The 12,434-nt window shown below is 41.8% G+C and carries 9 protein-coding genes and 1 other RNA gene; 3 read left to right on the top strand and 7 right to left on the bottom strand.

Going from position 1 to position 12,434, the window contains the following annotated elements; genetic code table 11:
• Window positions 1–66: 66 nt before the first annotated feature.
• Window positions 67–467, top strand: a transfer-messenger RNA (tmRNA) gene (gene ssrA / locus RI557_RS04150).
• A gap of 209 nt (window positions 468–676) precedes the next feature.
• Entirely contained in the window at window positions 677–1,462 is a 786-nt protein-coding gene (locus RI557_RS04155) for an Omp28-related outer membrane protein (protein ID WP_310667061.1), read from the top strand.
• Window positions 1,463–1,474: 12 nt separating this feature from the next.
• Here the strand turns inward: RI557_RS04155 and cmk are convergent, their stop codons facing one another.
• The 5 genes from cmk to RI557_RS04180 form a co-directional block, all read right to left on the bottom strand.
• The gene (gene cmk, locus RI557_RS04160; RefSeq protein WP_310682333.1) at window positions 1,475–2,158 is read right to left on the bottom strand and encodes a (d)CMP kinase; all 684 of its coding nucleotides are present in this window, start codon (window positions 2,156–2,158) and stop codon (window positions 1,475–1,477) included.
• Entirely contained in the window at window positions 2,155–3,210 is a 1,056-nt protein-coding gene (porQ, locus tag RI557_RS04165) for a type IX secretion system protein PorQ (RefSeq protein ID WP_310667059.1), read from the bottom strand. The genes cmk and porQ overlap by 4 nt, the downstream gene beginning before the upstream one ends.
• An 85-nt stretch (window positions 3,211–3,295) precedes the next feature.
• The gene (gene lon / locus RI557_RS04170) at window positions 3,296–5,731 is read right to left on the bottom strand and encodes an endopeptidase La (protein ID WP_310682336.1); all 2,436 of its coding nucleotides are present in this window, start codon (window positions 5,729–5,731) and stop codon (window positions 3,296–3,298) included.
• 123 nt (window positions 5,732–5,854) lie between these two features.
• Window positions 5,855–7,048 (bottom strand): GlmU family protein, encoded by a 1,194-nt coding sequence (locus tag RI557_RS04175; protein WP_310682338.1) that lies wholly within the window; start codon window positions 7,046–7,048, stop codon window positions 5,855–5,857.
• Window positions 7,049–7,129: 81 nt separating this feature from the next.
• Window positions 7,130–7,393 carry a type B 50S ribosomal protein L31 gene (locus RI557_RS04180; protein ID WP_310667056.1) on the bottom strand — a complete coding sequence of 88 codons (264 nt, stop codon included), beginning with the start codon at window positions 7,391–7,393 and terminating at the stop codon, window positions 7,130–7,132.
• 172 nt (window positions 7,394–7,565) lie between these two features.
• Between RI557_RS04180 and RI557_RS04185 the strand changes: the two genes are divergently transcribed.
• The gene (locus RI557_RS04185) at window positions 7,566–9,068 is read left to right on the top strand and encodes a right-handed parallel beta-helix repeat-containing protein (protein WP_310682340.1); all 1,503 of its coding nucleotides are present in this window, start codon (window positions 7,566–7,568) and stop codon (window positions 9,066–9,068) included.
• A 12-nt stretch (window positions 9,069–9,080) separates the two neighbouring features.
• On the opposite strand, the gene RI557_RS04190 is transcribed toward RI557_RS04185, so the two are convergent.
• On the bottom strand, window positions 9,081–10,109 hold the full coding sequence (locus RI557_RS04190) for a PorP/SprF family type IX secretion system membrane protein (RefSeq protein ID WP_310682354.1): 1,029 nt from the start codon (window positions 10,107–10,109) through the stop codon (window positions 9,081–9,083).
• 16 nt (window positions 10,110–10,125) lie between these two features.
• Window positions 10,126–12,336 (bottom strand): PKD domain-containing protein, encoded by a 2,211-nt coding sequence (locus tag RI557_RS04195; protein WP_310682356.1) that lies wholly within the window; start codon window positions 12,334–12,336, stop codon window positions 10,126–10,128.
• Window positions 12,337–12,434: the final 98 nt, after the last annotated feature.

The raw sequence follows: 12,434 nt of genomic DNA on the forward strand, positions 1-12,434 counted from the left end.
AAAGCCGGCTAACATTGCGTTTGAGTAAGAAGCAGATTTGTGTACATTTGCAGACTGCATTTACATGGGGCCGACTGGTTTTGACAGCAAGACGAATCGGTTATGTAAGCAAGCCTGGCGTTGAAGAAAAGCCAGTCAAAACGTTCTTCACACTTTTAAATGGCGAAAATAATTACGCTCTCGCTGCGTAATCTAGTCTAAGACTGATTACCTTCATCACACTCCAAAGAGGAGGTGACGAGATGTCCCGGGAAAGAGTTCTTCCAACACTTTTTCCAGTCGGGGCACCAATAAGTTTGGGATAGAAAGTAGAATGCCCGGTTTTGCTTTCGAAACTCAATTCGGGATAAGCTGTAGATAGGTTGTTTGTCACCGGCCTACAGACGAAAATTAATGACAAACTAAGCTTGTAGAAGGCATAGCTATTCCTTGTTTGGACGAGGGTTCGAATCCCTCCGGCTCCACTATTTTAAGTTTTTTCAATCGGTTAACTTATTGATTAGTAAAGTGTTGAGTTGTTTTATAAAGCATATTATTCCGAAATGGTATGTTTTTAGCAAAAAAAGCCGCCTCAGCTATTAATCCGGGATGTCTAAAAAAACTCAACCTCCATCATCACGATGTGAGGTTTTTTTATTTAATCAAATAACTCCATCATTTCTTCGTTTACAACTTCATGAAAAAGATATGGTTCCTTTCGTTCGCGATTATTGTATTGAGTTTTTCATGTTCAAAGGACGATGAAGATGATACACCTCAACAACCTGAGACGATTAACTACACACAAGCTGAAATTGACGAAAAACAACCTTTCATCGCTCTTCTCTCAAGACATGATTGTGGAGCGTGCGGGGCATACGGTCATCCACTATTCGATCAAAAAGCTAAAAATCAACGTATCAACGCAGTCAGCTTTTATTACAAAGAAGAAGATCCCAACTACACTCCAGAATCAAAAGATTTGGCAGAATTCCACCAAATCTTTGGCACTCCCACTTTCCTTCGCGGGTTAGACTACCTAAAAAGCGATACCACAAAATGGAAAAATTCAATTGATTCAACGTTGAATACAACTAGTGATGTGAATATCGTACTCAATGCACAAAGTATAGACGGTAGCTTTACTTACAATGCTACAATCACTGCAAAACAACCTATTACTGATGATATCAACTTTACAGTTTACGTAACTGAAGACAACGTAGTTAGCAGGCAGTACACTTACAACGGAAACAAGTGGGTTGATGAATACGAACACGATCATGTGTTAGGAATGGCTGCTGACGGTTTGTGGGGAAAGCCTATTGATTTGTCAAACTCATTATTTGAGACATCCGATACTCAGTTTTTTGTAGCAAAACATCAAGCTATTGACTTGAGTTTAGTTGGCGTGGTTTACCAAATGGAAAAAGGAAAACCTGTTAGAGTTCTAAACTCCAGGACGCTTGAGTTGAAAAAATAAAGGAGTCAACTCCTACGCTATTCTCTCATTTGCCCAATCCAAAGCTTTTTGTAGCTGTTCATCGGGTGTCAGATCCGTGTTGTCGAGGACGAGTGCGTCATCGGCTTGCCTGAGGGGATCAGAACTGCGGTGGGTATCTATATAATCGCGGTGTTCGAGGTTTTTCTTTACCTCTTCCATGCCGGCTTCCTTACCTTTAGATTTGAGTTCATCGTAACGTCTTTGCGCTCTGACCGATGGAGAAGCTGTCATGAAGATTTTCAACTCAGCATCTGGAAAAACAACAGTTCCTATGTCGCGGCCGTCCATCACAACTCCTTTTTCTTTTCCCATTTCTTGTTGTTGGGAAACGAGTTTCTTGCGGACTTCAGGAATGGCGGCTACTTCGCTCACGCGATCTGACACACGCATGGATCTGATCGATTCCTCTACGTTTTTGCCATTTAAAATAGTTTGTAAGCCGTTTTCATTTCGCTCAAATCTGATCGTAATTTGGTGGAGTGAATTGATGAGTTTTTCTTTATCAAAATCACTTTCAAAAAGCCCATTGTCCAGCGCAAACAAAGCCACACTGCGGTACATAGCTCCTGTATCTACGTAAATGTAATGAAGTTTTTTTGCGAGTTGCCTGGCAAGCGTGCTTTTGCCGCATGACGAATAGCCGTCAATGGCGATGTTGATTTTGGCCGGACTCATCCTTTGCTTTTAAATTCACTGAAATTGGTTGCAATAGTAATATGGTGAGAGAAACCAGCCAAATGATAGCCGGCAATACCGTAGCTCAGGCGAAATCGCTTGATTTGAAAACCGGTTCCGAATGAAAATCCTGCCAAACCGCTTCGCGTATCCTGTGGCGACAACTCCTGCTTCCGTAAATAGTTGAATCCAATGCGTAAATGAAAATTATCACTGGGCATAATTTCAGCCGCAATATTCATGTGACGCATAAAATTGTCAAAGCTGAAAGCTCCGTCCTCACTGTTTTGCGAAACCGTTCCGCCATTTGGAAGCAAATACGCCTTTTCGCTCTGCGGTTGGTTATAGGTCAGATCCCATGTCTCTAGCCGAGATGCCGTTAAGGTAAAACGAATTGGTGCTTTGGGTAGTTTGTACGATCCCGCTAATTGAAAGTTCACCGGTAAACTTTCCCGATTCCCCTCTACATAAGGCTTGATCTGATAACCGAGATTATCGATCACTAAGCCGGCAGAAAACAACTTATTCTTACTCAAGTATTGTGCTCCTAAATCAAATGCTACTCCAAAGCTATTATCACTGGAAAAGTTGCTGTAAATCGCTTTAAAAGTACCGCCAAAAGAGAAAAGTGAATCGGGTTGGTAGCCGTAAGAAACATCAAAAGCATATTCACCGGCCGAGAATTCACCATTTTTGATTCCGCGTTCATCAGCGCGAGTAAACGTACCGTAATTGATATATTGCATACCTGCACTGAAAGTCCCCACATTCTCAAAATGACGAGCATGGGTTACGTATCCAAAATTGACATCAGAAATATAATTGATATATGTGAGCGCAGCAGCGTTGTGAACTGTGCTATCTAAAACAGCGGGATTGTCTTTTACGAGATTGACATCTCCGTCTCTCACCGTGATTAAACTTCCGCCCAGTGAAGCCGAACGAGCCGATGCAGGCAAATCCAAAAACTTGTACACTCCATTACCTCCCGACTGCGCTATTGCAGCAATAGAAGAAAACAGTATTAAAATCGAGAATAAGCTATTCTTCATATTTGGCGGAAATAATTCCCCAATAATACGAAGAAGGCGGAGAATTATTTTAATCCTCCGCCTTCATTTATATCGATCTCAATAATTACTCAATCTTTTGTGGGTCTTTCACCTTTTCTTTGAGCAGTGCAATATCTGTTACCTCAATCATTTCTTTCACATAGTGGAACTTGAGGCCTTTCAAATAGCGCTCATCAATTTCCTCTACATCCTTCTTATTCTGTTCTGATAAAATGATCTCGTTGATATTTGCGCGTTTAGCTGCAAGGATTTTTTCCTTGATTCCGCCAACAGGTAATACGCGGCCTCTAAGCGTGATCTCACCTGTCATGGCAAGTCTGCTCTTGATCTTGCGCTGCGTAAAGGCAGATGCTAAAGAAGTGAGCATTGTAATTCCGGCCGATGGACCATCTTTTGGAATTGCACCCTCAGGCACGTGAATATGTACATTGTATTTATCGAAAACTTCAGGATCGAGATTCAGATGATCAGCATGTGAACGCATGTACTCCAATGCTACCATTGCCGATTCTTTCATCACATCACCGAGACTACCGGTTAAAGTAAGTTTTCCTTTTCCTTTCGTCACTGAAGTCTCAATAAAAAGAATATCACCACCAACAGCGGTCCAGGCCAAACCTGTAACAACTCCGGCATGCTCATTACCCTCGTAACGTTCTTTTTCATGACCGGGACCAAGATATTTGGTCAGATCCTCAGCCTTGATGTTCACATCGTACTCTTCTTCCATAGCGATCGCTTTGGCAATTTGACGCACCAGTTTTGCGATCTTTTTCTCAAGCGAACGAACACCACTTTCGCGAGTGTGTTCCTCAATTAGCTTTTCGAGCACTTTCTTCGAAATCTTGAACTGGTTTTTCTTTAAACCGTGTTCTTTGAGCTGTTTTGGAATAAGGTGACGCTTCGCAATTTCAATCTTCTCCTCAACCGTATAGCCGTTTACTTCAATAATCTCCAGTCTATCTCTCAGAGCCGGCTGGATCTGACCGAGATTATTTGCCGTAGCCACAAACATCACTTTTGATAGATCGTAGTCAACCTCGAGGAAGTTATCTGTGAAAGTGTCGTTTTGTTCCGGATCTAATACTTCGAGCAATGCTGAAGAAGGATCACCGTGCGGACCATGACCTACTTTGTCGATCTCATCCAAAATGAAAACCGGATTTGAAGAACCCGCTTTTTTCACACTTTGGATAATTCTACCCGGCATCGCTCCGATGTAGGTTTTTCTGTGTCCGCGAATTTCAGCTTCATCGCGCAAGCCACCGAGCGACATACGTTGATATTTACGACCCAGTGCCTCACCTATCGATTTACCAAGTGAAGTTTTACCAACACCGGGAGGTCCTGCAAGGCAAATAATAGGTGCTTTCATATCATTTTTGAGCTTGATCACTGCGAGGTGTTCAAGAATACGCTCTTTCACTTTTTCCAATCCGTAGTGATCGCGATCGAGAATCTTTTCTGCTCGTTTGAGGTCGAAATTATCAGTTGTGTACTCGTTCCATGGCAGGTCGAGCATTGTGTCGAGATAATTCGACTGAACAGAGTATTCAACTCCGGTTGGATTCATTCTTTCCAACTTGCTCAACTCTTTTTCGAAAACCTCTTTAACTTCTTTTCCCCACTTTTTCTTTTTCGCTCTTTCTTTAAACTCTGAAACTTCCTGATCGAGCGGATTACCACCCAACTCTTCCTGAATCTGCTTCATCTGTTGGTGAAGAAAGTACTCGCGCTGTTGCTTATCGATATCCGTCTTAACTTTTGACTGAATATCGTTTTTGAGTTCGAGCATTTGAAATTCTTCAGTGAGTAATTCCAGTACCCTTTGCGCTCGCTTGTTTACATCGAGTTCTTCCAAAAGTTCCTGTTTTACATCTACAGGTCTGGAAAGGTTAGAACTGATGAAGTTGATCAGGAAAGAAGGACTCTCGATATTCTTTATTGCTACTTGTGCATCAGAGGGAATATTTGGCGATTCCTGAATGATTTTCAGAGCCAATTCACGAATCGATGATACCAATGCATCAAAACGCTCATCATCTTCATCCGGCATCACTTCATCTATCGGCTTAATCTTCGCCTTAAAGAAAGGATCATCAGTCACGATCTCCTCAATTTCCATTCTGCGTTTTCCCTGGATGATCACCGTGATGCTGCCATCAGGCATTTGCAACTTTTTGATGATGCGGGCCACGGTTCCGACCTTGTTCAGGTGCTTGGCCTCAGGGTTTTCGATGCTGCCGTCTTTTTGGGCGACAACTCCTATTGCATTTTTCTCACTGTAAGCTTCATTCACCAACTTGATCGACTTATCGCGACCAACTGTAATGGGAATAACTACTCCCGGGTAAAGCACATTATTGCGAAGGGGTAGTAATGACAAACTTTCAGGTACCGCTTCGTTTTTCATTTGGTCTTCATCGTCCTTTGACAAAAGCGGTATAAACTCTGTATCGTCTCCAATCATATTATTCAATCCTAAAAAATCAAAATCCATATCAAATCCATTCATACTCAACAAGTATAAGGACCAGGCAAATTAAGTGCCCGGTGAGTAAATGTTGTAATTGACCAAAGAGGGGACAATAGATGTGCCAACAAGTAAAAACTGCAATTCTGTCTAACTATAAGACCTGTATTGATCAGTGCGATCGTATATTTCAGACAAGATGGCTTTATCGATATCGGTTAGTTCAATTCCTCTGCGTTCCATCATGCGCTGAGCTACTTCAAATGATTTTTCTAGCATGAACGTATCAAATCCTTTTGCTCCTCCCCAACTGTAACTGGGGATTAGTTTTGAAGGAAAATCACTTCCAAAGATATTTGCAGAAACACCTACTACGGTTCCGGTATTGAACATGGTATTGATCCCGCTTTTGGAATGATCACCCATAATTAAACCGCAAAATTGCTTATCTGTTGAGATGAAATCTTCTTCGAGGTAGCTCCATGCTTTTATGATTCCGTAATTGTTTTTGAGGTTTGAATTGTTGGTATCAGCTCCCAAGTTGCACCATTCTCCAATTACTGAATTGCCGAGGAATCCATCGTGCCCTTTGTTTGAATATCCAAAAATCACAGAGTTGTTAACCTCTCCTCCAACTTTCACATGCGGACCTAATGTTGTTGCTCCGTAAATTTTAGCGCCCATTTTCACAACACTGTTTTCGAGCATTGCCAATCCGCCACGAACGGTGGCACCTTCCATAATTTCAGCGTTCTGACCGATATAAACTGGAGCTTCAGATGCGTTGAGTACAGCCGCCTCCACCTTTGCTCCTTTTTCTACAAAGACTTTATCACCAATAATTGTATTCGTTGACGAAAGTTGCTGCGACTCTCTTCCATGAGTAATCAACTCAAAATCAGCATAGAGCTGTGACTGGTTCTGACTGTAAATGTCCCAGGGGTGTTCAATGATATCGAGATCGCCAGAAAACTGAATACTGTCGCCACTCAACGGGAGTGATTTTACCACACTCTCCGCTTCAAACTCTGATTTACTCACAACCGCAGCCAGCACTTTCTCATCCTTCTTGAGAATTTCCCCTGAACTGAGCGATTTAATCTTTTCAGTAAGAGCCGGAGTTGGACAAACCGACCCGTTGATCAACAGGTTTTCTTCCTCAGCGGTGAACCTGTACTTTTTAGCCAGATAAGGTTGCGTGAACCAACTGACTTTCGTGTTCAGGTGCCGTTCCCACTTTTGTGTGATGGTTAAAATCCCGATGCGTATTTCAGATACCGGCCGGGTAAAAGTCAAAGGCAACAGGCTTACGTGCGCGTGATCATCAAACAGAATTGTGTTCATAATGCGGTGAATTGGCGACTAATTTAACACAAAAAAAGCCTCGCTGTAAACGAGGCTTTCATCAATGTATATGAAAAGAAATTACTTCTTGTTCTTTTGAAACTTTCCGTATTTGTTTTTAAACTTATCAATACGACCAGCAGTATCAACGTACTGGATTTTTCCTGTGTAGTAAGGGTGAGATTTGTGTGAAATCTCGAGTTTTACAAGCGGGTATTCATTTCCATCTTCCCACTTAATAGTTTCCTTGGCCGGAGCACATGAACGGCTCATAAATGTGTAATCGTTTGAAGTATCTTTAAAAACGACTAATCTGTAATTATCTGGATGAATTCCTTTTTTCATAACGACTCTATTGTTTTGCTTCTCAAAATTCGGTTTGCAAAGGTAAGCAAACTATTTACAAAAGTTGAAATAATCTTGTATTAAAAGTTGAATTTTAGACAAAATTGCTGAAAGTCCACTAACATACAATTACCTTTGAAGCTTTTCGTTAAAATTACCATTAAACTGGAACATGAAGCAACAGCTTACATTACTATTCATTAGCATAGCAATTCTAGCGAGTTGGGGATGTCGTAAAGACACTCTTGACACGAGTAATGATGCGGTACTTCAGTTTTCAACTGACTCGGTTTACTTCGATACGGTTTTTACTGAAATAGGATCGGCAACGCAACGTTTCATGATTTACAACCCACAGTCAGATCCTGTGAAAATATCAAGCGTTCAGCTCGAGAACGGATCTGACAGTCAGTTCAGGTTTAATGTGGATGGCTATCCCGGCAGCAAGGCTGACGATATCACGATACAGGGAAAAGACAGTGCTTTTGTTTTTGTGGAGGTAACAGTTGATCCAACCGATCAAAACGCTCCTCTGCTGGTTTATGATAACCTGCTCTTTTCTACGAATGGAAATATCCAAAATGTAACACTCACAGCTTACGGTCAAGATGCTTATTATTACAGGGCGTCTCAATTTATACAGGGCTTCCCTCCTCTTTCATTTGTGAGCGAGTACGATGATTACTTCCCCATTGCTCAAAATATCACTCTCCCAAATGACAAGCCGCATGTTATATTTGGCTACCTGGTGATTGATTCTCTTATCAATTTGGAAGTACAGCCGGGCACCAGGTTACATTTTTACGATGGTGCCGGATTGTGGGCTTACAGAGGTAGTAATTTAAAGGTGAATGGTCAGCGTGATAACGAGGTGATCTTTGATGGATTTAGATCTGATGAATTTTACGGTGAGCTACCCGGTCAGTGGGATCGGATTATCTTAAACGAATCACCGTCAGATCACGAGTTTCATCATGCTGAAATCAAAGACGCTTTCATCGGAATATCAGCCGAGTACTTTTTCCTTGATACTGAACCTCAGGTTCCGACCAATAAATTAGTTCTTGAAAACACGAAAATTGATAATTGTAATGGCCTGGGGCTGTTTTCTCGGTTCTATAACATTGAGGCTAAAAACTGTTTATTCACAAATACTCGCAATCAGGTTGTAGCGGCTCAGGGAGGTGGAAACCTCAACTTCACTCACTGCACAATTGGAAATTACTGGGGATATGAAACGCGCAAGGAACCTAGTATGTTCTTGTCTAATGCACTCATACTAGGAGATGGAAATGGCGGAGAAGTGAGTTATGTGAGCGACTTTAACTTCACTTTTCAAAACAGTATTTTATACGGATCGAGTGAGGAAGAGCTCAATATTGACACGACTTATCAAAATGACGGTGTATTCAACATCAATTTTGATCACAGTATTATCAGAGCCAAAGAAATTACAGAGAATAAACCTGAATACTTTACAGATTGCCTGATCAACCCTGAAAATGGATTTGTAAATCCTGTTTTTAATATCGGTGAGGACGATGAGTTTTTCACGCTGTACGACAGCTCAGTTGCTGTAAATTACGGTGATCCATCTGTAGTTGGAATACCACCTAATGATCTGGCAGGAAATCCACGAGATAACTCACCAGATGCCGGTTGTTACGAATTATAAATGTTGATCGGCTTAAAGGAACCTGGTCAATGAACCGCGATTTCCTTTTTTGTAGTTCGCTTTGTAAATGATAGAAAATTCAGGACCGCCCATTCCGTTGTTCACGCGAGTTAGGTTTCCAACTGTAAAGTCGTAAGACATCCCTATTTCAAATCCGCCAGCACCAAGTTTCACCATTGGAACGAGTGCATCACCGGTTCTGTGATAAAGACCGAGTGCTAGAGACATTTCATTGAGAAAACCTGTAGAGCGTGTAGCCTGAGAGAGAATAAATTTAACGTCAGAACCGAGCATCACGCTGTTATTTGGTCCCTGGTGCATCCACATGAACTGAGGATGAATAGCAATAACATCATTTGAGGCTAAATAATAAAACCCACCGTCAAACATATATCGTGTATCGAGGCTTACATCACTTCCCATAAAATTAACGGAAGGCGTATTTAAGTGATAAGCTGCCGCTCCACCGTAAGCTTTGTAACGACCATCTTCACTCGCAAAGAAATATTTGATTCCCCCGCCAAAATCTATGTGAGAAACAGATTCTTCCATCGGAGCTTCTCCAGTTGGTAATGTTGGGTTAAAACCTGTATTTGTCCATTGATTGTCCCATGTTGTAGTTTCAGGAGCAATACTTCTTTGTCCAAAGCCAACTCGTGCTCCTAACGAAACATAGTGACGTGCTTCAGGATCCATTACTTTTATGTATCCGATGTTTAATCCGGCATTCAACATTTTAAAACCTGTCATGCCCGCCTGGTCCTGGTTTACATTCAAGCCAAGTGAAAAAATATCTCGCTTGAAGAGGTCTTTAGCGATTTGTCCATCAACAAACCCTCCAATAGACTGGAATGGAGTTGAAATGTTTTCCCATTGTCTGCGGTAATTAACTCCGGCTCTGATCGAACCCTGAAAAAGTCCTGTATTGGCCGGATTCACCTGAAGTGGAGCATTATCAAACTGAGAAAAATGAACATCAGCCTGACCTATCACCTGAAAGGAAGCAAAGAATAATATGATTGTTAGTAATCTTGTGCGCATATTCAATAGGGTTTAATTAGCGAACGAGTGTCACGTCACCTTTTAGAATTTCCTGATAACCGTTTATGTATGTAAGCCTGACCATGTAAGCAAAAACACCCGGATCGAGTTTAGTTCCTCTAAAGGTGCCATCCCAACCGCGATCTTGTGTGTAAGACTCAAACACCAACTCACCGTAGCGATTGTACACATAAAACTGCATATCAGTTATACCATTTCCTCTTACACGGAGCTCGTCATTTTGGCCGTCACCATTTGGCGAGAAAGCATCGGGAACTCCGGCATAATATTCTTTACGAACCAGTACTCGAATAGAATCAGTTGATGAGCAGCCGTTGCTGTTAGTATTGGTTACATAATAAATTGTATTCTCTTTAGGCGTCACCCTAACCTGACGACAATCAGTGCAATCGATTTCGTAATCAGGAGTCCACATAAAGTTGTTCGCAGTACCAAAGGCTTCCAATCTAACACTTCTACCGATGAGAACCTCCTGATCAGGTGATGCAACAACCTCAGGATAATTTTTCACTGAAATACGTTGTGTTTCAAGTGCTACGTCAGTTCCATACTCGTTATCAGCTCTAATTTGAACGTTGTAAGTACCTGTATCAGAATAACAAACAGTTGGATTTTGTCGAGTAGAGTTTTGATAAGGTGCATCAGCACCAAAGAAAGTCCAGGTCAATGAATCTTCTCTTTTACTTGTGCTTCTAAACTGGATACAGTTGCCTACACAAATACTATCAGCTTCAACAGAAAAACGAGCTTCAGGTGCTAAACAAGAATCTACTTCAATAAAACCTGCTATACTCTTGGAATCTGTTCCGTTGATGTTAGAAGCCTCAAGCGTAACAGTGTAAAGCCCTGGAGTTTGGTAGCAAATGTTTTGCGGGTTTTGAGTTGTTGAAGTTGCTGAGTCAGATCCGGGAAAACTCCAATTCCAGGTAGATCCTGCTCCGCTCATATTCGTACTTTGATCCACGAAGCTAATGCAGTCACCCGGGCATATTTTGCGGGCAGAAGCATCAAAGTCAGCAACCGGAGGTGGGCAGGCAATAACCTCAATGTAGTTCACAAAAGTATCTGCAGTAGTCCCATTGGCATCAGTTACCTCGAGAATTACATCATAAAATCCGGGAGTTGCATAGCTCACAAGCGGATTATTACTCGATGAAGTTCCGGGATTACCTCCGGGGAATGTCCATTGGATACCTGTAATTGGTTCTGACCCCGGTTGAGTATTATTTTGAAAAGTAACATTAGCTCCTTCACAAACCGTTGTTGGATTTGCATTGATCATAATATTTGGAGGGTTACACGGATTAACCGTAACATTCCATGTAAAATTATCTTGAGATACTCCATCAGTTACAATGAGTTCAAATGTGTAGTTCCCTGGAGTACCGGCTGTAAAGTTAACTGATGAACCATTTAAACTCTGCGGACCGGTATTTGCTCCATTGAAATTCCATTGATAAGCTCCTATTGAAGGATCTGTTTGTGCATCAAATGTCACCTGATCTCCCTGACAAAGTGATGTTGGGAGCGGGTTCGGAGAATCAACAACTGCCTGGACACTTGCCGGCTGAGTAATTGAAATATTGTCTAACGCAAATGAGGGCTGCGAACCACCCGGATCTGAAATAAATCGAAATCCTATGTAAACATCATTTAAGTTATTGAGTGCATTTCCTGTATAGGTAGTGAAAATCCAGTTATTTTGACTGGCAAGCGATTGAGTAAAGTCTCCATTATTGAGCTGAGTCCACGTTCCTGTTGGACCATCTTTCACATAAACCTCAGCTTCGTTAGCTGATGAACCGTTGAGCATCCAAAAATTTAGCTCGATACCGGTTTGTCCCATCGTACTAATACCGGTTTGAATCTCGGTAAAATAACTCTCTCCTACTGGAGCTGCCGGATTAAAGTGGGCATTCTCGATTGGAGGCGTTTGTGATTGCCCCAGAGTACTTGTAATATGCAAATAATTTTGGCTATTGGGAATGATAGCTGCCGGTTGAGCCGGAGTTGGAGGAACTGTCAACGGCCCTGCCGTTCCGCCTGCATAAGCAGAGTTAATCACCCAAAGGTTGTCGCCTGCTCCAGCTGCACCAGTGAGTGCTCCATTATTGAGAGCTACATTAACATTTGTACCTTCAAAATCAGTTGACCACAACTGCCCCTGTGCAACGGGGGAAAAGGCAATTAAAATCAAACTAGCCAAAATTGATAGCCCAATGGTTCGAGTCATACCACACTATTAAATTATAACGATTCGAGCAAAATAACGCCATTCTTAATAAAAAACAAATTCTGGCTCAT

Origin of the sequence: Salibacter sp. (assembly GCF_031581065.1) — a bacterium.
Taxonomy (GTDB): domain Bacteria; phylum Bacteroidota; class Bacteroidia; order Flavobacteriales_G; family Salibacteraceae; genus Salibacter.

Coding starts and splice junctions, on each gene's coding strand:
- lon (WP_310682336.1), bottom strand. CDS start 5,731: ATGGATTTTGATTTTTTAGGATTGAATAATATGATTGGAGACGATACA.
- RI557_RS04180 (WP_310667056.1), bottom strand. CDS start 7,393: ATGAAAAAAGGAATTCATCCAGATAATTACAGATTAGTCGTTTTTAAA.
- porQ (WP_310667059.1), bottom strand. CDS start 3,210: ATGAAGAATAGCTTATTCTCGATTTTAATACTGTTTTCTTCTATTGCT.
- RI557_RS04155 (WP_310667061.1), top strand. CDS start 677: ATGAAAAAGATATGGTTCCTTTCGTTCGCGATTATTGTATTGAGTTTT.
- RI557_RS04190 (WP_310682354.1), bottom strand. CDS start 10,109: ATGCGCACAAGATTACTAACAATCATATTATTCTTTGCTTCCTTTCAG.
- RI557_RS04185 (WP_310682340.1), top strand. CDS start 7,566: ATGAAGCAACAGCTTACATTACTATTCATTAGCATAGCAATTCTAGCG.
- cmk (WP_310682333.1), bottom strand. CDS start 2,158: ATGAGTCCGGCCAAAATCAACATCGCCATTGACGGCTATTCGTCATGC.
- RI557_RS04175 (WP_310682338.1), bottom strand. CDS start 7,048: ATGAACACAATTCTGTTTGATGATCACGCGCACGTAAGCCTGTTGCCT.